Origin of the sequence: Rossellomorea sp. RS05, assembly GCF_039822645.1 — a bacterium.
In the GTDB taxonomy this organism is placed as follows: Bacteria; Bacillota; Bacilli; order Bacillales; family Bacillaceae_B; genus Rossellomorea; species Rossellomorea marisflavi_B.
In genome coordinates this window covers 649,295-668,724 of record NZ_JBDKWY010000001.1, presented here as the reverse complement: position 1 = coordinate 668,724, position 19,430 = coordinate 649,295, and the positions used below count along the sequence as shown (strand labels likewise).

The window sequence follows — 19,430 nt, the reverse complement described above, 5'->3', positions numbered from 1 at the left end:
CCATCCCTCCTATAAGTTAATGATCTTTGACGGTTTGTTTGATGTAATGGCATCCAGACCTTTGGAAAGATCCGCAATCAGTTCATCGACATTTTCCAGCCCTACCGAAAGTCTGAGAAGACCATCGGTGATCCCTCTTCTTTCCCTTTCTTCACGAGGCATGGAAGCATGCGACATCCTTGAAGGATAGGATAAAATCGACTCCACTGCACCCAGGCTCACAGCAAATACCGGAATATGGATATGGTCGATGAGCTGCTTTACTTCATCTGCCCCCTTAAGTCGGAAGGAAAGCACCGCTCCCGGCCCTTCGGCCTGCCTTACTTGGATTTCATGACCCTGGTGATACGTGAGGCCCGGATAATATACATGCTCCACTTCACCCCTTTTCTCAAGGAATCTGGCAATCTTGAAGGCTGATTCGGACGACTCTTTCAATCTCACATGAAGAGTCTTCATCCCGCGAAGCAACAGCCAGCAGTCCTGGACACCAAGGACTGCCCCAAAGGAATTCTGCAAAAATGCGAGCTTTTTGGCAATCTCTTCATCTCCTGTAACGGCGAGTCCCGCCAAGACATCACTGTGGCCGGCGAGGAATTTTGTGGCACTGTGAAGGACCACATCCACTCCGAGACTGAGCGGTCTTTGGAGGAGGGGCGTCATGAATGTATTATCAAGGAACGTCATACACCCATGGGCTTTAGCAAGCTTGACGACCCCTTCAATATCGGTGATATTGAGCAGCGGATTGGAGGGGGTCTCCATATAGATCACCTTTGTATTCGGGCGAATGGCGCAGGCGACTTCGTGAAGATCTTTCATGTCGACAAATGAGTACTCGATCCCGAATTTGGTCAATACTTCCGTGATCATCCTATACGTGCCTCCGTACACCTCTTCAGATACCAGGACATGGTCTCCGCCTGATAACAAAAGGAAGCTAGTAGAAATGGCTGCCATACCCGATGAAAAAGCAAACCCTCTTACACCGCCCTCAAGTTCCGCGATGGCTTCTTCGACTTTCTCACGAGTGGGATTACCCGAACGGCTGTAATCATAGTTTCCATACTGATCAAAATCTGATTGGTGGAATGTGGTCGCATGATGAATCGGCGTACTGACGGCGCCGGTCTCTTTATCCACTCCATTACTGTGGATGAGGGATGTCTGGATGCTGAACTCCTTTTTATCACTCATATAAAAACACCTCTTTCTCCAGATTCGTCAATACTTGCTCAAGGTCTTGAATCAGATCGTCTGCATTTTCGATTCCCACTGAAAATCGTAGTAGCCGGTTGCATATTCCGAGAACGATCCGTTCTTCTTCGGGAATATCCGCGTGCGTCTGGGTAGCCGGGTATGTGATGAAACTCTCCACTCCCCCAAGACTTTCAGCGAATGTAATCAACTCCAGGCGCTCCAGGAACGGCCCGACCCACTCCTCTTTCCTCAGACGGAACGAAAGCATTCCGCCTTTCCCTGTATACAGGACATCAGTGATGGATGAGTGACTTTCAAGATACGAAGCAATTTGTTTCGCATTTGATTCGTGCTGTTTCATCCTCAAGCCAAGCGTCTTCATTCCTCTTATCAAGAGCCAACAGTCCAATGGTGCAAGGGTGGCACCGATAGAATTCTGAACCGTATAGATTCGGTCGGCCAGAGATTCTGAGTCGACCACCACTACACCGGCTAGGACATCGTTATGACCTCCAAGATACTTCGTTGCACTATGGACGACGATATGAGCACCCTCTTCAATCGGTCTCTGAATGACCGGGGTATAAAAGGTATTGTCCACAATGAGCAGTACATTATGTTTCCTTGCCACCCGGCTGATTTCCCGGATCGGCGCTTCATTCATCAGTGGATTCGTCGGAGTCTCTACAAATATCCCCTTCGTGGATGGCGTGACAGATGCTTCCACTTCTTCAATGCATGCTGTATCCACAAAGCGGAATTTAATCCCATACTGTGCTTCGTATTGTTTAAACAGCCTGTAGCTTCCCCCATAAAGATCTTTGGAAACGACCAGTTCGTCACCGCTTTGAAATAGGGACAGAACAGCGTGGACCGCAGCCATGCCGGATGAGAAGGCATATGCTTTCTGCCCCCCTTCCAGTTGCGCAAGTATTTCTTCCAATGCACTTCTCGTTGGATTCCCCGTACGTGAATAATCGAAGCCCGTCGACTGCCCGATGCCCTTATGTTCATACGCTGTCGATAAGTGGATGGGGAGACTGACAGCACCTGTTCCTGCATCCTTTCTGTTCCCCGCCTGCACCAGTAATGTTTCAATATGTCGACTCATCGTGACCTCTCCTTTAATCCTATTTACATCAAAAAACCTTCTTATACGAATAAGAAGGTTTGAATGGTTAAGTCCCTCTTATCGCCCAAGCCTGTATCAGCTTGCTGGAATTAGCACCATACCTTGTTCACGGCTGGTTGCTGAGGTGTCATCGGGCCAGTCCCTCTACCTCTCTTGATAAGAATTGCGTATATGATTGTTTAATGGCTTTCCCATAATTTATACCAGTAAAGGGAAAATGTCAATGCGAATTGACGAATTTAAACCAAAACTCAGACTTCTTTCATGGTCATAGATGCATTTTTCACCGCATTCACTTTTTTTATGAAGAAAGGGTGGATGACGATGAAATGCAGTTCTTAGGTTTACCTCACCCCTATTACCTCAAAACAACTACCATAATCATACAAAATATGAATGGAGTGACATCGATGTAAGCAGTAACGTTCCAAGGCAAAGAAAACATGTCGGTGAAGGAAGTCGAAGATCCTGATATCCAGGAAAGCACAGATATGATCGTAAGAATCACGGCAAGCGGAATTTGCGGATCGGACCTGCACTTATATAAGGCAGGAATCGAACCACCACGGGATTATGTGGTCGGTCACGAACCGATGGGAATCGTCGAGGAAGTGGGAGCAGACGTCAAGACATTGAAAAAAGGAGACCGTGTCGTGATCCCTTTCAATATCGGCTGCGGAGAATGCTTCTTCTGTCAGAACCAGATGGAAAGTCAATGTGATGAATCGAACCCCCATGGTGAAGTCGGCGGGCTTTTTGGTTTTACCGAAATGAACGGGAATTACCCTGGTGGACAAGCCGAATACCTGAGGGTCCCTTACGCAGATTTCACCTCGTTCAAAGTCCCCGAAGAAAGTGAACTTTCTGACGAGAATGTGCTTTTCCTTTCAGATGTCATTCCTACTGCATATTGGAGCGTTGAGAACAGCGGTGTATAGGCTGGTGATACCGTCATCATCCTCGGCAGTGGTCCAATCGGACTCATGGCTCAAAAATTCGCCAGGTTAAAAGGGGCAAAAAGAGTCATTGCCGTTGATCAGGTAAGGCATCGCCTTGATCATGCCAAGAAGACGAATGGAGCAGAAATCTATGACTTTTCGGGAAATCCGGACATCGGACAGTTGTTGCACGAAGATACGAATGGAGGAGCAGATGTCGTGATCGACTGCGTCGGGATGGACGGGACTGTTGCTTCCGGTGAATCATTCGGATCTGATTTTGATAATCAGTTCGGTACGATCCGTCCTATCATCACTGCTTCTCAGGCGGTGCGCAAGTTCGGTACTGTTCAGTTGACGGGCGTCTATGCGACTGGAGCAAATGGTTTTCCGATCGGTGACTTCTTCAGCAGGAACGTTTCCCTTAAAATGGGCCAGGCTCCAGTGATTCATCTGATGCCGAAGCTCTACAGCATGATTGAAGATGGAGCTTTTGACCCGACTGATATCATCACCCACTCGCTTCCTCTGGAACAGGCAAGCGAAGGCTATAAAATCTTTGACGAGAAATCCGACGGGAACATCAAAGTGATTCTGAAACCATAAAGAAGCCCGCCCATTAAATCGACCAAGGCCGGACCTCCTTATTACCAGGAAGTCCGGCCTTTTGATTTAAGCAATAGGCATGGGTTCGCATTAAAGAATCCCTATTTTTTTCTTGATTTCTGTCAGAAAAGGAGCGGTTGTCTCCCTTGCCCTTTGTGCTCCGCGGGCCAGTATTGCCTCCATCTTTTCAGGAGAGCCCATCAGTTCCATGTACCTTTCCCTCGGCCCGGTCATTTTTCCATTGATGGCGTGGAACAGTTCCGATTTCGCCTCTCCCCAGCTGATTCCATCCCTGAACCGGTCTTTCATCACGATGACCTCTTCCGGAGAGGCGAATTCCCTGTACAAAGCGAAAATCACAGATTGATCATGGTCCTTAGGGTCTGTCGGAAGCGAAGAATCGGTCTTGATCTTATTGATCAACTTCTTCAGTTTTGCGGGTTCTTCGAAAAGGGGAATGGTATTATTGTATGATTTGCTCATTTTCCTCCCATCCAAACCAGGTACTACAGCCGACTCCTCCTGGATGAAATGTTCAGGAAGTTTGAAGATTTCTCCGTACTGCTTGTTGAAGTATCCTGCAATATCGCGGGCAATTTCGATATGTTGTAACTGATCTTTTCCCACAGGGACCTTGTCTGCCTGGAATAACAGAATATCGGATGCCATGAGGACAGGGTATGTGTAGACACCCATGTTCACGCCATGATCAACTTCCTGTCCAGCCCCCTTGTTGCCATCGGTCATGGCTTTATATGCATGTGCACGGTTCATGAGTCCTTTTGGCGTAACACAGGAGAGGATCCATGTGAGTTCAAAGATCTCCGGTACGTCAGACTGTCTATAAAACGTTACCTTTTCAGGGTCAAGACCCAGTGCTAGCCACGCTGCCGCAATCCCCCTTGTAAGGTTTCTCATTTCTTCCGCATCCTGTACCTTGGTCATCCCGTGATAGTCGGCGATGAAGTAAGATGCCTGATATTCCTCAGATTCCGCCAGCTTCAGTGCAGGCTTGATGGCACCAACGTAGTTCCCTAAATGAATTCTCCCTGTAGGTTTGATACCTGTTAACACCCTTTGTTTCATCTTAGTCTTTCCCCCCTGTGATTGTCGCCTTCTCTAAATGCTGATGAAATTGATTTCTCTATAAACAAAAAAGTCCCCCGTCCTCGGAAAAGGACGGGAGACCCGTGGTGCCACCTTCATTCATGCATCAAGCATGCGCTTATCGGCCAACGGTGACCATCCACCGTCGGACTCCCTTTTATCGGTGGGAAATCCGCCCATTCCGGGAAGCTCCAAAGTCCATTCAACGGCCATATGCACTGATTCACACCAACCATCAGCTCTCTGCGGCATCTGTTCCGTTTACTACTCTTTATCGACGCTCAACTATCGTTTTTATTATCATACAGAATCAGGTTCTCCCAGTCAATCTTTTCCATCATTTTAAATTTCTTTAGAAGAGAGGGGAAGAAAAAGTTTCACTCCCTTTTTATTGAATGGGAGAAACTTCATATCCCCGATCAGATGACTGATATAGCCGATCATGGCTGCCTGAAACAAGCCATCCACCATCACAGCACCCTGAAAGGCAAGAGCCACGAAATAAAAATAGATGATACCCAGGATGGAATGTGTATACGTCCGGTGTGAAACCAACGAGGCGATGATCACGTAGATCCCCATCAGCCACATCCATGATGTATCAAGCTGAAAACCGCAGGCCGCTATCCCAATGCCGGTGATGGTGAGCATCCTTCTTTGAGTGATGAATGTCGAGAAGATCAGGATGAGGACACCATACCCGATCCCCAGCCATCTTTCATTCCCCGTTCCCTCTAAGTAGCTGTATAGCATCACCAACAATGAAACCACCTGGACCGCAGACCTCACCATTTTGGAGGAGAAAGTCACTTTATTGCTGAGCTTGCCATTCACATCAAGATCCGGAATAAGCGCAGACACCCCTCCTGCAGCGACAAGTGAGGCAGTATCGACTGCATCCGCTCCGTACGTTTGGGCAATGATGAATCCGACAGCCGCTCCCACTGTCATATGTGCCGTTCCATTCAAGTCATTTCCCTCTTTCGCTATAAAAATATGTAGGATTACTCTCTTAATCTATCACGTATGCGATCAATCACCTGCAGCATGTAAGATGATTCATGTGGAACAAATGCTTCCCACGCTACCTTTGAACTGATGTATTCCTTCTTCCCTTTTCGAATCCTGAATCCGTCCACTGGGATGGAATCCTTCCCACCTTTGATCAGACTCTCCACATCATCAAGACCGGCAGCAAATATCCCTGCCACTTCCTCTTCTTGAAGATGAAATGCTTCAAATGGGACATGCTGTTCAAGAAGGAAAACATTCGTCCATTCCCTATCGATCAGTGGCCCATCGATCAATTCCTCTTTCAACGCTCCCAGAGGGTTAAGCTCTTCAAATGTAAGCGCAAGCCCAAGCTCCTCATAGACTTCCCTGATCCCATCCGAAACTTCCTCATGGTCCAAGAGATGCCCGGCTGCGGTTATATCCAGCAGACCTGGAAAGTCCCTCTTCCCCATGCTTCTCAGTTGAAAATAAACCATGTCCCTTCCCTGATCCCGGAAGGCAATCCAACAGTGAAACGTCTCATGCCAAAATCCTTTTGAGTGGATCTCTTCACGATCAGCGCTTCCGATACGATCGTATCGATCATTGAATATGGAGAGTATCTCCTTTTCTTTCATACTGTACCCCTTCCCTTATCGCCTCTAAGTAGGATTTGAGTTGTATCGGCCTTTCTAGAAAAACATCCGCCCCCTCCTCTGAAGACAGATCCCCGATACAGATGGTCATACAGTCCATCTCTGAGAGCTTTGTTCCAGTTCCTCCCACAAGGATTCCTTTGGAAGAGTCCGTCAACTCTGAGGGAAGAGATGCATCCCTATCATAAAAATCACTTACATATTCCAGCAAGCCAAGTTCATGAAAATAATCCTTCGCCTGTTTCATCATCGGACAGTTCACGGCCAATATCCTATACCCGCTTGCGGATAGATAGTGAATAAGCTCTGGAGCTTCTTCTTTCCACACCTCTTTCATGTCGTCCTCTCTCATAAATGTTTCATTCATATCAAATATCACTGCCGAGTCCATTCATATTCTCCTTTTGTTGCGTTTCAATCTTCTTTCTGCTCCCGACTATTGATCACGGGCAGAAAAAACCATTTATACATTGTAACACATTCCCTTCTAAAAGTAGCGAAAAACCCACTTTGGTGTGTACTGAAGACCTTTTTGCCACAGGGGAATTCTTTCAAAATCCTTGAATGACAGCCGGCGGCCATCCTCCATATCCTTCAGAACCAGCTGTTCGAGTTCTGCTGCCATCTTCCCTTTGATTATACAGTTGCTTTCGTCATTCAGGAACAAGCTTCGCGGGTCCCAATTTGCCGTTCCAACGTCTGCCCACTGATGGTCGATGATCATGACCTTCCCATGAAAGAAACCTTTCTCATACAGATATACACTTGCTCCTGCCTCCAGGAGCTCTTTTTCGATTTTATAACCTGGTGGCTTCGTGAACCAGGCATCAGTCTCATCCGGGACAAGGATGCGCACATCCACTCCCCTCGAAATGGCACGTTTCAGAGAGTGCATGAGGGAATCAGTCGGAATGAAATAGGGAGTGGCGACAATCAGGCTTTCCTCTGCGTCATCAATCCAATCAATCATCCGTCCTTCCAGATCCCCACCTGTACTGAATAGCAGGGAATAAAGGGAATCCCCGGAACGTATGGTCGATTTCCCTTCTGTTAGTTGCTTTCCCTTCCCACCATCTTCTTTCCAATCACGATTAAATTGAAGGGAGGCTTCCCTGGAAACACCACCTTGGATCCGAAGATGATAATCCCTCCAGTAGCCAAGGTCGGGATCTTTCCCAATATACTCTTTACCCAGATTAAATCCACCTATATAGGTGATGGCATCATCAATGACGATAATGCGCCTATGGTTCCGGTGATGCAGCCGATAAAATATATGTTCCGGTTTGACGGATCGGCTTTTGAGGAATTTCACCCCGCTTGCTTTCAATCCTTCGATCGTCCTGCCTTTCATATCTGATCCGATCGCGTCCACCGATAACCGAATATCTACTCCTTCCTCTGCCTTTCTTTGTAGCAAAGAGAAGAAGGGGCGGGTCACTTCATCATCCCGTATGATAAAGAAATGAATGCTCACGGATTGACTGGCGTTCTCCACATCTGCTGTTAAGGAAGAGTAAAATGATTTTCCATCATTCAAAATGGATGCCTTACCATGATAAAAGGACGTCTGGACCGGTGGATGATTTTGTTCATATTCTGCCGCTCCTTTTTTCACATCCACATTCATCAGCCAGAGTAAATACGATAGGAACAGGCAGAGGCTCAGAATCCAAATCAACGATTTTTTCATTTTATCCCTCCTCCTTTTTCCTATAGCATTTGTCTTAAGGAGGGGCGTGATACATAAGAAAGGAAGGCCGTAGTCTACGGCCTTCCCCTTCTCCAGTTGTTCTTTACTATTCTATATAGGCTCTTGCCGACCTGAAACAAGAGGACCCCCACCAAGGCACCCAGGGTGTTCATCATCCAATCATCGATATCTGTCGCCCTTCCGAGAGGGAACACATACTGACATACTTCAATGATCAAGGATAGAAGCGCTCCAGCACCCGTCACTTTCCACCACAATGCCTTTTTCCGTTTCATCCACCAGGCTGCGAAAAAACCGAACGGGACGAACAAAAGGACGTTAGCCAATAGATTCCGAATTGGAACTTCAATGTGCGCCCCATGGAGATTCAACTTCAAGTTTGAAAACGGCTCAAAATTGGTTTGTCCTTCCGATATATTCGGTCCATCCAGAGGGGTCAATGTCAGGAGGCAGACGGCACCGATTGAAAGAATCGTGAACACTTTCGGAAGAAGATCCCTCTTTCGGGATCGCCCTTGATTCGTGATGATGATCATGATCAAGGCGGTGGCGGCCGTAAGCAAGATCGGCACCGACCAGCCGAATGAACGCCAAAGTTCCATCATATTACTCCATCACCATCCTCATTTCTTCTGCCTGAAGCGAAAAAGGAACACTCCGGCCATGATGAGAAAACAAAGTACAAACAAGATCCCTTTAATGACTTCTCCATTCAAAAAAGCATTCAATCCCCAAAGTAGAATAAAGAATGTTATAAGACAATCCACAATAAATATACCCTTATTCCTCATGTTCCTTCACCTGCGCTTTTCAAACTATCTTCATTACTCTATCATACCGAAACCGCAATCGGCCACTTTTACCACGTCGTCCACTATCCAGTCTATGACAGTCCACACCATGATAGAAATATCTTTCATGAGACAGAACTAAAAAGGCATCACTTAATGACGGACAGGATCCGTATAGGTACTTCCTATCGCTGATGTTTTCCGTTCAGGACTAAATAGAAACGATGACACAGCATAATAAAACCCGACCTATTCTGCCTTTTCTCAAGCAAATACAGTTCGGGTTTTACTATGTCTACTATGCATTTGTCTCGGCCTTATTCAGGCTTATTTTTTCCCTTCTTTTATAAGGGCTTTCATATCTGAAACCATTTCATCATATGGAACATCCGAATTCCCACTATAGGTTTTCACGACGGTCCCCTCTTGGTCAACCAGGTAGAAACTGGTCCCATGTATCTTTTGATCGGAATCTGATACATTGGCCACGACCGATTTGAAGGATTTCTCGGCCAGATTTTTAATTTTGTCGAATTCATAGCCTGTAAGAAGATCCCATTTATCGGTATTTGCTTCAAAGTTGCCTATGTAATCCGTTAATTTCTCGGGCGTATCATTCTCGGGATCAACGCTGAAGGATACGATGCGATAATCCTCTACCCCTTCATCCTTCAGTTCCTTTTGAAGCTTGGTGAGATTGAATGTCATCGGTGGACAGACCGTTTCACAATTGGTGAAGATAAAATCAGCAATCCACACCTTTCCCTTCAGATCATCCAAGGACACGGTATCACCCTTTTGATTGATGAATGAAAAATTCCCCACTTTATAATTGGTATCTGCTTGGAAACCGCTGTTGCTACAAGCTGACAGAAGGATCATGATAAGTCCGATTACCGATAAAAACGCTTTCCTTTTCAAAGCCATACCCCCTCTGATTCTGTTCTCCACATTCTATGTTAGTAAAGAATGGGTACAAATACAATCACCGCCAGCTGATTATCATTGACCATTTTGTGAATTCAACCCTTTGATATAGGCTCCGATGGCTCCTGCATACCCACCGTTATCAGGGAAAACAGGCTCATACCCTAACCATGCCTTGAAACTTCCCAAATCTGCTTGAAGCGCTGCATTTCCCTCCACACCATTTCCGACAAACACAAGTACGGGCTTGGGCAAATGGGTGGCGATGCTCATTGATAAAAGGATTAAGGTTTCCGCCATCATATTCGTTAACGATCTCAGTCGATCTCCCGGGCTTTCAGTGGAAGAAGGAGATTTCCCGAAATTTGCCGCCGTCAAATGCGGTGCGATGCCCACCTCTTCTTCCCTGTATATATCCCCGACGAGAAGGTCGGCATTCTGCCGTGTCCCTCCTCCGGCAAGTCTCGCCAGTTCCTGAAAGTCGGTCACCCCTGTTAACCTCGTGCCTAATCCCATGAACATCCCACCGCCGATCCCACTGCCTAACATCCGTTCATACTCGTCTTTTTTCACTTGGAAGAAGGATGTCCCTGTTCCGATATTGACTAATATGAACTCGTCCAGGGATTTCCCTTGAAGTTTCAGCAGCTCACGGGTTCCCTGTGTGACGGCATCAAATTCATGAAGAGGGACGCATTGCGCTTCCCTCCACAGGTCTGCCCTTCCACCTGTCACCACCACTGAATCAGCAGCACCAAGCTTAAGGAAATTCCGGATTGAAAGATGATCATACGTAGGGAATTTTTTGTAGTGCATTCTTCCATCCTCTTCATAAACAAGCTTGGTCAACGTACTGCCTGCATCTACACCGATCACCCGTTTCATCATACATCCTCCTATCCTGAAATCCTGAATTCTGTGTGGCTCCCATTCTGGGAAGAAATGACCTCAAGTCTTGCATCGATGCGTTCCTTCAATTCAGGGACGTGTGATATGATCCCGACGAGTCTTCCGCTGCTTTGAATATCCATTAGAGCTTCGATGGCATGATCTAGTGATTCAGGGTCCAGGGTACCGAATCCTTCATCTATGAACATGGTCTCAAGGGACACTCCCCCGGCATGCTGTTGAACGATATCGGCAAGCCCCAACGCCAGTGCGAGGGACGCTTTGAAACTCTCTCCACCAGATAAGGTCTTCACATGCCGCTCCTGTCCTGTGAACTGGTCGAAAACCAGCAGTTCCAGCCCACTCTGCACGTTCCCCTTACTTCTGTCATTTTTCCTGATCAACTCATATCTGCCCGAAGTCATCTTCCTCAGTCGGTCATTTGCCACCAATAAGATATCTTCAAGGAAAGAAGCGAGTACATACCGTTCAAACGTAATACGATTCGTGTTCTGTCCACGGGCGATTTCCGCCAGGTGACCCACGGTAAAATATTGTTCCTCAAGTTCCTTGATTCCTTCATTGATGTCATTGACCCTATGAAAGATTCCTTCATTCTGGGATATATCGGTCTGAATGCGATTAAGTTCTTGATTGGCCGTTTTCCATTCTTCGGTACAGAGGATGAGGTTTTGATTCAAGGACTCGAGGTCAGGACGTTCCCTCCCATCAAGATGCTTCATGAGGTCAGACAGACGATCATGGACCGACCGCATTTCTTCTCCGTGCTTTCTCACCTGATCAGTAAGATGAAGGATTTGTTCTTCGTTTCTTTTGGCTTCTATATATGCACCATAGTCCTTGAAGCCCTGCTTATCCAACATATCTTTGAAATGTTGCCTTTCTTCCTCCATTTCTTCCTGCAAGGAAGTGAGCAATTGTTGTTTATCTGCAATCTGCCCTTGTTTGATCTGTTCTTCGTTTTGAAGTTTGTTAAAGGCTTCTTGGGCCAGCTCATGAGCGCGTTGCAGCTCTTCTTTTTGTTTTTTAGCTTTGAATAGTTCGGTCCTGAATGCATCAGGGGAGCGAAGGTTCTCCGGTATGGAGGAGGTGATCTCCACCAGTTTCGCATGAGAGGTAACATACGCAGATTTTGCGTTTTCCAGTTGATTCTCAGCGTCTAGGATCACCTTTTGGAGTTCTTCAAGCTTCACTCTCTGATGTTTCACTTCCTCTTTAAGGACCCTCACCCTCTCTTCACGTGATTTCAAGTGGTTCAGTTTTAAGCTGAGGTTAATGATTTCTTCACGATTCTCCTGTGATTTCACTTGGATTTCATCCCGTTCAAATGGACCCATCCGCTCTTTCAAGCGCTCGGACCTGTCCCGGCACTGATCCTGGATTCCTTGTAGCCTGCCTTCTTCCCGGCCGATTTCGATGGAGAGCTTCCCTTTCACTTCCTCGAGGGCTTCCTTTGCTTCCCTTGCTGCCTCCAACTCCGATTCTGAAGGTAATTCTGATTGACCTGTTGCAGGTTCAGGGTGGTGAAGGGACCCGCAGACCGGACAGGGCTGGTTCGTTTCCAGCAGAGCCGAGAGCCGGTCTGCATGAGCGGAATTACGTTTGTCCTCAAGATAAAGGAAGGTGGACCGTGCATCGGACAAGCGGGCATCATTAGAAGCCTCGTCCCTCCTGAGTGCCCTGACTGAATTCAATAGTGCTTCTTCCTTTTGAAAAAGGCTGGACAACTCTTCTAAAAGGTCCTGCTTTTCCTTCTTCTCACGGATAGTCTCTTCGACACCATGAATCTCTTTAAACAGTTCATCCTCCTTTTCAAGCTCAGCTTCCCGTTCTTTCATTCCTTCTCTGACACCGTCGGCCTGTTTTTTTGTGTTATGGACATTGTAAAGGAACTGATCCTGTTCTTGCTTCAACTTGGCTGTGTTCCTTTGAAGGTCATCGATGGATTGGACCTGTTTTTCCATTCCTTCAAGTTCCAGCACATAACGTGCCACCTGATCACGCTCTTCCTGTCTTTTTGCCTCTTCTTCAAAATACGCTTTGGCCTTGACGAGACGGGCATCAATTTGTTTCTTCGTGTCCGTAAGCTGCTGGAGTATGTCTTCTTCCGCTTTCAGCTTTTTGTTCAGTTTTTTACAGTAATCGTCCTGCTGTACCAGGAGAGCTGCATAGTTGGCCAGTTTGATTTCCCTTTCCAACTGCTCTATACGGGGTTTACCCCCTTCCAGTTCTCCTTTCTTCCGGAGGAGGGTTTCTTTTAAATTGAACTGCTCGTCCAGTGACTTGGCCTCGGCAAGTTCCCGTTGGAGGGCATCCCTTTTTTCTTGGATTTCCACCAGTTCCACTTCGATCTTACCCTTTGACTCGTTCAATGAATCGATGTGGGCCGGGAGAAGCTCCATAATGGCCTTATCCTTCAGGGGATCGGAGAGGAGCAGTTCTCGCATGCTTTCATTGTCAACAAAACGAATGTTCAATAGCTCCCGGGTGCGATCCTCAACGGAGGACGATACCCGATTCTTGAGGAGGTCGGCTTCTTCCTTCAGTTGTTCTTGGACAGCTCTGTACAATTCAGTATGGAAAAGCCTTTGAAGGATGATTTCTTTATCCTTACTATCCGAAGTGAGAAGCTTCCTGAATTCTCCCTGTGGAATCATAAGGATTTGACGGAACTGGTTGGCATCGAGTTGAATCATACTGCGGATCTTTTCGTCTACCTCACGCACATTTGCCGCAAGCAGTTCATCTCCATCGCCACCGAGTCGATAAAGCTCGGAGCGTGCATTCATAGTCGTGAATCCTTCTCCTCTTTCCTTCTTTTTCTCTTGCTGCGGGGAACGCCATATTCTATAGGTTTCTCCACGCAGGGTGAATAGAAGCTCCACTTCCGTCAACTCTTCTTCCTTGGCAAATTGACTCCTCAGATCAACGGGATTGCGGTCTTCCCCACTTGCTTTTCCGTATATGGCATATGAAATCCCATCGAAGATCGTCGTCTTTCCTGCACCCGTCTTACCGGAGATGACAAACATCGTCCGATTCTCCAGTTCCCTGAAGTCGATGACTTCCCTGGATGCATAGGGACCGAAAGCCTGCATGGTCAGCTGTAATGGCTTCATCGTGTTTCTACCTCCTTTGTGGCTTTTTCCAGGACCTTTTGGATGAGGACTTCTTTTTCATGAGTAAATTCACTGCTGGTCATTTCGTTATAAAAGTCTTTGAACAGGTCGATACCCGATGTCTGTTTATGTTGCTGTAGACGTACGAGTTGCTTCTTTTTTTCGTCTGTACGTTCAATCTTCCGTTCCAGATGAAGGACATTTGGATATACTTGACGCAATTTATTGATGGGGTCGATCAGGGCTCCCTGGTCTCTCAGAGTTATTTTGAGGTAATCCCCCACTTCCTGTTCTGTATAAAAAGCAGGATCGAGGAGCTCATCCAGATACCCTTCCAGTTCCCTCATATCATTACGGGGTTTAAGGATCTTCTCTTTTAGTTGAAATTCCCCATCACGGTCCATCTCAACAATGGCGACGCATTTTCTTTGGGCCGCTTCAGAAAATGAATATTTCATCAAGGATCCCGAGTAGCGGATTTTATCATGCTTAATGGCATCAGGACTGTGAAGATGTCCCAGGGCCGTGTAATCGAAGGCATCAAATAATTCAGCCCCGACACACCCTGAACCTCCCACTGACAATATCCTTTCTGAATCAGTGGTTTGGCCGCCAAGTACAAAAGCATGTCCGACCAGTACATTGGGTCCATCCCCCAGATTTTCTTTGATGCGCGATACGATCGCTTCCATGGCCGTATGATGAGAAGTGATACGTTCATCCTTGAGTTGATGTTTGACCGTACCTGGCTCACAGTAAGGTACACAGTGAAAATGCACCCCGTTGATCGTCACAGGCGTGAAATCGTCCGTCAGCTTCCCCTTCAAGTGAAAACCGCTATGTTTATACCACGAAGAACCGAATGACAGCCTTTCTGCACTATCGTGATTACCTGAAATGGCCACAATGGGGGTATTCAGATCCACATTGATTTTGTATAAGGTTTCATCCAGCAGCTCGACCGCTTCTGTCGGAGGGACACTGCGGTCGTATAAATCACCGGCAATGACGACGGCATCCGGCTTCTCCTCCTCTACAAGCTCAACGAACCTGTCCAGGACGTAGCGCTGTTCTTCTGTCATATAGATACCGTGTACAAGCTTGCCGAGATGCCAGTCGGCAGTATGTATGAACTTCACATGATCTCTTCCTTTCTCGTAATCTGTTATCTCAAATTATATCAGACAGGACAAGCTCCTGTCCCACTATCAGCCGGAGGCCATAACAAAAAGGGGATCACTCCCCCTTTTCAATCCTTCATCCGGTCGGGCAGCGTCTGCAACGAAGTAATGACAGCATCTAGCTTGGTTTCGATCCGATACAGCAGATACATGGTTACGACGATGGGAAAGCCGACTTCCGATATGAATGAAATGAACGCATCCATCTTGAGCACCTCCTTTCCTTTACTATAGGAAGCTTTGCAGATTGAAGGTACCCTTGAAACAAAAAAAGGACCTTCCTGTAATAGGAGGTCCCTTCTGTATTAACCGTTAAGATCAGTTGCAAGACTTGGGCTTGTTAGTCCTTCATCTTCAAGGATCTTGGCAATTTGAGATTCTGCTTCCGTGAATTTCTTGTCGGCTTCTTCTGTGTTGGCATCATCCTTCGCCAATTCTTCCGACTTCATTTTGTAGGATTCAGCTAGGGTAGATTGGAATTTCTCCAAGTCTGCCTTCTGGTCATCCAGTCCTTTCGGAATATCCATTCCCTCTACCGCAGTAGCTGTTTCTGAAGCTGATGCAGCAGCAGCGTCTTGAAGGGTTTTGAGCTCATCGCCTTTAGGTGGCTCTTCGCCTGCGATCGCACCCTCATACGCGTTCAAATCTCCATCCACACCATTTACAGTTGTGGTAAGGTTCAAGTAGTAATCCATTAGATCGCCTTTAGCGTCTGCTTTTTCTTCTGATTTGTTTGTGCTTTCCTTTTTGTCTTCATCGGCATTGGAACAACCGACAAGTGCAAGTGAAAGTCCCAATCCTGCAATCAACCATTTTTTCATGTTTGTTTCCCCTCTCGTACATTCATATGTAAGGTCTTACACTTTGTTCAACAAATGCCTGATCCAGCACTGGAACATTGTGTAAAGTCCACAAAATGTATAGTATCATGGGGTCAAAGCTGAAGTAAAGGAATATTTCCTAATTTCTCCAAAGTTATAATTTTAAGAATTTTCAATTCATATCAGGTGATAAGAGTGACCTTTTTCCTGCGCTTATTTTCACCGCACAGATGCCTGAGCATCAGCTTTTTCACGTTTTTTCCGGGTGGGAGGGCCAGCAGATTCAAAGGATAGGAAAAATTTCGTTCCTTCTCCCGGCTCACTGTTCACCCTGACATCTGCCCGGTGATCCCTCAAGATCCTGAGGCAGATCGTCAAACCCAGCCCTGTCCCCTTCGTTTTGGTTGTGAAAAAAGGTTCCCCGAGCTTATCGAGGATATCCCGCTTCATCCCCACACCCTGGTCTTCAAACGTCAATACGACCTTATTGTGTTTGTTAAGCAGCCCTTTAAGCGTGATAGTCCCTCCCCTGGGCATGGATTCAATCCCGTTTTTAATCAGGTTGATGAACACTTGCTTCAACTGGTTTTCATCCCCTTTAATAAAAAGGTCGTCAGATGAAAATTCCGTCCGAATATCGATGTTATAGAGGATGGCATTGGTGTTCAACAGCTTCTGCACATGCACAAGCGTTTCTTTGACATCAATATGGCGATATGAAACGGTCTGGGGCTTTGCGAGGATCAATAACTCACTCAGGACCAATTCGATTCGCTTGATTTCCGAAAAGATGATTTCAAGATAATCTTTCGTCTTTTCATCTGCATCATCCCTGATAAGCTGTAGAAATCCGTTAATGGAAGTAAGGGGATTCCTCACTTCGTGGGCGATGCCCGCAGCAAGCTGACCGGCTACTGAAAGCTTTTGCGATTCAATCGCCAGTGTTTCATTCAGCTCCTTCAGCTCTTCTTCCGTATGGATGCGATCTGTCACGTCGGAAATCGTTCCCACCGTCCCCACAAGCCTGCCTGCCTGATCATAGTTCAGCTTGATGTTCATTTCTCCCCAGCGTTGTGTTCCATCGCGCTTCTGATAGGAAAAATCCATTTTGAATTTTGGTTTGCCCTGATCGATATGCTGTCTGATCATACGCAACACTTCATGTCTCTCATGCAAGGAAATAAAGTGAAGGGCATTTTTCTGAAGGCTTTCTTTCACCGAATATCCGCTGAATTCCGCCCAGGATCGGTTTAGAAATTGAAAGCACCCCTTGGCATCTGTATGAAAAACAACTTCTTCAATGCTTTGAAGCACATGCTGCATCTCTTCATTGATGATCTTCATCTCGTCTTTACTATCTTTATAGGATGCTATTTTCTCTGATTTCTTATCCAGATAACCGCCCGCCCAATACAAGACGATTAATAAGATGCATGAGGACAAGATATTTAATACCGCATCCATCTGCAGATTCATCTCAATGTAATAAACAATATCCCATATAAGAATGAAGATGATCCCGATCAACGTCATTGATACCCTTCCCCGATACCTCATCACAGAACGACTCCTTCTTCTAACACTTCGTAAAATTAAAAAATGTCATTACTAGAAAGAATTTACATGAACGCTATCATCAGTATATCATTTCTTATTGAGAACATCATACAATTCGTCGAATTTTGCGCATCATCTTGTCACATTTCACCAGCTTGATTATAATAATGTAAGGGAATACACGAAATGTTGAGGTGATCACGTGCTTGAAGGATGGTTTCTCTACTTTATTTTGTTTTGGGTCGTATTTCTCACAGCCTCATTTGCCATCGGGGGATTTTTCATGTTCAGAAAATTCCTCAAACGGTTTCCTAAGGAAGATGGAAAGTCGGATATGGACTGGGAAGAGCATTATGTGAATGAAACGATTCATCTATGGAATGATGATGGGAAGAAAATGCTCAATGAACTCGTCACTCCGGTACCTGAGTTGTTCCGAGATGTGGCGAAGCATAAAATAGCAGGCAAGATCGGGGAATTAGCCGTTTCAGAACATGCAGAAGATATATCGGAGGATCTGATCATCAAGGGATATATTATGGCGACACCGAAAAGGGATCATAAATTCCTTCTGAAGAAACTGGATGAAATGGAAATCGATGCATCTCCATACAGGCATCTGTTTTGAATATGGGCCCGATCCTTCTACTACCGATTTTACTTTATTTGCTCGTCCTTACTTCTGGTGGAATCTTCTTCTACCGAAAGATCAAGAAGGACAGGAAATGACAAAAAGGCTGTCGCATCTGGTTGCGACAGCCTTTTTTTAAATCGTTGAAAAGCTCTGGTGTTCCTGATGGATCTTCTTATATTGGATATACATCACTATGCGCCAAGGTACGATCATTCCGAATGCGAGGATCCAGAACATACCGCTTAGTTCCCCATAGTCGATGGAGGTGCTCAATAAGACTTTCCCGACAATCCTGATAATCAGCAACCCGATTAAAATAAATGCGAATGCCTTTGACCGCTTAAGGTAAATATCATCATCCCTGATCTCAAATTTGGACGTTTTGATCAATAGGATGGAGAAAACCATTCCAACAAACAGCGCCTCTATGATTTGAGGAGGATGAACCCTGAAGAAGGGGGATATGAACATAAGGGCCCCTGTACTCATGAACACCGGAGGCAATATGATTTTTTTTGCGCTTACTGGTTTCTTTTGGGCTTTCGTGCGGATAAAGATCACCATGAACCCCATAAGAATCGCTGCTATGGATGAAGCAATCACCATAACCATCATCATCCTTTATCTTCTACTTTCTAGCTTATCATCAGTATAACATGATTCTTCTATAAAACGAAAACACTTCATCCGTATTTTATGTAAACCCTTACGAAAGTATGCGCCCTATTGCTTCTAAGACCCTGCTCTCTTCAAAGGGCTTGACGATGAAGTCTTTTGCCCCGGCCTCGATTGCGTCCATTACTACACGTTGTTGACCCATGGCAGAACACATGATGATCACAGCACCTGGATAGTCATCAATGATCCGTTTCACTGCTTGAATCCCGTCCATCTCCGGCATTGTGACATCCATGGTGACAAGATCGGGTTGAAGATCCTTGAATTTCTCTACCGCTTCGAGTCCGTTCTCTGCTTCCCCCACCACGACATGTCCTCCGGAGCGTACCATATTCCCCAAGGTGACCCTCATGAACTTTGCATCGTCCACAATCAGAATGCCCGCCACGTTTCGCCCCCCTCTCTTCCTTGTTCTATCTAAATGTGTAACTTATTGGAATTTGACGCTTTCACTATATCATAGATTG

The 19,430-nt window shown here is 46.1% G+C and carries 18 protein-coding genes, 1 pseudogene, 1 riboswitch and 1 other annotated feature; of the genes and pseudogenes, 2 read left to right on the top strand and 17 right to left on the bottom strand.

The features are described from left to right. Positions 1-9: 9 nt before the first annotated feature. Together metC and ABJ225_RS03445 are read right to left on the bottom strand one after the other, a co-directional pair. Positions 10-1,197, bottom strand: a complete 1,188-nt coding sequence (metC, locus tag ABJ225_RS03450; RefSeq protein ID WP_218247233.1) for a cystathionine beta-lyase — start codon at positions 1,195-1,197, stop codon at positions 10-12. Continuing rightward, the gene (locus ABJ225_RS03445) at positions 1,190-2,311 is read right to left on the bottom strand and encodes a methionine biosynthesis PLP-dependent protein (RefSeq protein WP_347318432.1); all 1,122 of its coding nucleotides are present in this window, start codon (positions 2,309-2,311) and stop codon (positions 1,190-1,192) included. Before ABJ225_RS03445 ends, metC begins: the two co-directional genes overlap by 8 nt. A gap of 75 nt (positions 2,312-2,386) precedes the next feature. After that, a riboswitch (SAM riboswitch) is annotated at positions 2,387-2,495 on the bottom strand. A 280-nt stretch (positions 2,496-2,775) separates the two neighbouring features. On the opposite strand from ABJ225_RS03445, the pseudogene ABJ225_RS03440 reads away from it, so the two are divergent. Next, a pseudogene (locus tag ABJ225_RS03440) lies at positions 2,776-3,876 on the top strand (alcohol dehydrogenase catalytic domain-containing protein). Between the two features lie 90 nt (positions 3,877-3,966). Here the strand turns inward: ABJ225_RS03440 and ABJ225_RS03435 are convergent. The 13 genes from ABJ225_RS03435 to ABJ225_RS03375 form a co-directional block, all read right to left on the bottom strand. After that, positions 3,967-4,962 carry a tryptophan--tRNA ligase gene (locus ABJ225_RS03435; RefSeq protein WP_347318430.1) on the bottom strand — a complete coding sequence of 332 codons (996 nt, stop codon included), beginning with the start codon at positions 4,960-4,962 and terminating at the stop codon, positions 3,967-3,969. 86 nt (positions 4,963-5,048) lie between these two features. Next, positions 5,049-5,270, bottom strand: a binding site (T-box leader). Positions 5,271-5,325: 55 nt separating this feature from the next. Beyond that, positions 5,326-5,952 (bottom strand): metal-dependent hydrolase, encoded by a 627-nt coding sequence (locus tag ABJ225_RS03430; protein WP_053427175.1) that lies wholly within the window; start codon positions 5,950-5,952, stop codon positions 5,326-5,328. 35 nt (positions 5,953-5,987) lie between these two features. Further along, positions 5,988-6,614, bottom strand: coding sequence for an NUDIX hydrolase (locus ABJ225_RS03425; RefSeq protein ID WP_056536882.1), 627 nt, complete (start codon positions 6,612-6,614; stop codon positions 5,988-5,990). Further along, the gene (locus ABJ225_RS03420) at positions 6,580-7,011 is read right to left on the bottom strand and encodes a hypothetical protein (protein ID WP_347318428.1); all 432 of its coding nucleotides are present in this window, start codon (positions 7,009-7,011) and stop codon (positions 6,580-6,582) included. The genes ABJ225_RS03425 and ABJ225_RS03420 overlap by 35 nt, the downstream gene beginning before the upstream one ends. Before the next feature lie 108 nt (positions 7,012-7,119). Next, a complete protein-coding gene (locus tag ABJ225_RS03415; RefSeq protein WP_347318426.1) occupies positions 7,120-8,325 on the bottom strand; it encodes a phospholipase D-like domain-containing protein in 1,206 nt (401 codons plus the stop codon). Between the two features lie 74 nt (positions 8,326-8,399). Next, entirely contained in the window at positions 8,400-8,948 is a 549-nt protein-coding gene (locus tag ABJ225_RS03410) for a VanZ family protein (RefSeq protein ID WP_056536892.1), read from the bottom strand. A 516-nt stretch (positions 8,949-9,464) separates the two neighbouring features. Beyond that, complete coding sequence (locus tag ABJ225_RS03405; RefSeq protein WP_347318423.1) at positions 9,465-10,064, bottom strand: SCO family protein; 600 nt, start codon at positions 10,062-10,064, stop codon at positions 9,465-9,467. A 75-nt stretch (positions 10,065-10,139) separates the two neighbouring features. Continuing rightward, the gene (locus ABJ225_RS03400; RefSeq protein WP_218247241.1) at positions 10,140-10,949 is read right to left on the bottom strand and encodes a type II pantothenate kinase; all 810 of its coding nucleotides are present in this window, start codon (positions 10,947-10,949) and stop codon (positions 10,140-10,142) included. An 11-nt stretch (positions 10,950-10,960) separates the two neighbouring features. Next, positions 10,961-14,092 (bottom strand): SbcC/MukB-like Walker B domain-containing protein, encoded by a 3,132-nt coding sequence (locus ABJ225_RS03395; RefSeq protein ID WP_347318421.1) that lies wholly within the window; start codon positions 14,090-14,092, stop codon positions 10,961-10,963. Further along, positions 14,089-15,231, bottom strand: coding sequence for an exonuclease SbcCD subunit D (locus tag ABJ225_RS03390; RefSeq protein ID WP_347318419.1), 1,143 nt, complete (start codon positions 15,229-15,231; stop codon positions 14,089-14,091). The genes ABJ225_RS03395 and ABJ225_RS03390 overlap by 4 nt, the downstream gene beginning before the upstream one ends. A gap of 110 nt (positions 15,232-15,341) precedes the next feature. Continuing rightward, on the bottom strand, positions 15,342-15,479 hold the full coding sequence (locus ABJ225_RS03385) for a YvrJ family protein (RefSeq protein WP_048004508.1): 138 nt from the start codon (positions 15,477-15,479) through the stop codon (positions 15,342-15,344). 99 nt (positions 15,480-15,578) lie between these two features. Then, positions 15,579-16,094, bottom strand: coding sequence for a hypothetical protein (locus tag ABJ225_RS03380; protein ID WP_347318416.1), 516 nt, complete (start codon positions 16,092-16,094; stop codon positions 15,579-15,581). Positions 16,095-16,313: 219 nt separating this feature from the next. Continuing rightward, entirely contained in the window at positions 16,314-17,651 is a 1,338-nt protein-coding gene (locus tag ABJ225_RS03375) for an ATP-binding protein (RefSeq protein WP_347318414.1), read from the bottom strand. A gap of 202 nt (positions 17,652-17,853) precedes the next feature. On the opposite strand from ABJ225_RS03375, the gene ABJ225_RS03370 reads away from it, so the two are divergent. Next, positions 17,854-18,279: a DUF2621 domain-containing protein gene (locus ABJ225_RS03370; RefSeq protein ID WP_053427186.1), complete on the top strand. Its 426-nt coding sequence runs from the start codon at positions 17,854-17,856 to the stop codon at positions 18,277-18,279. 138 nt (positions 18,280-18,417) lie between these two features. Here ABJ225_RS03370 and ABJ225_RS03365 read toward each other — a convergent pair whose 3' ends face one another. Continuing rightward, positions 18,418-18,897 carry a CcdC family protein gene (locus ABJ225_RS03365; protein ID WP_053427803.1) on the bottom strand — a complete coding sequence of 160 codons (480 nt, stop codon included), beginning with the start codon at positions 18,895-18,897 and terminating at the stop codon, positions 18,418-18,420. A 94-nt stretch (positions 18,898-18,991) separates the two neighbouring features. Beyond that, positions 18,992-19,351, bottom strand: a complete 360-nt coding sequence (locus tag ABJ225_RS03360; protein ID WP_056536912.1) for a response regulator — start codon at positions 19,349-19,351, stop codon at positions 18,992-18,994. Positions 19,352-19,430 lie beyond the last annotated feature (79 nt).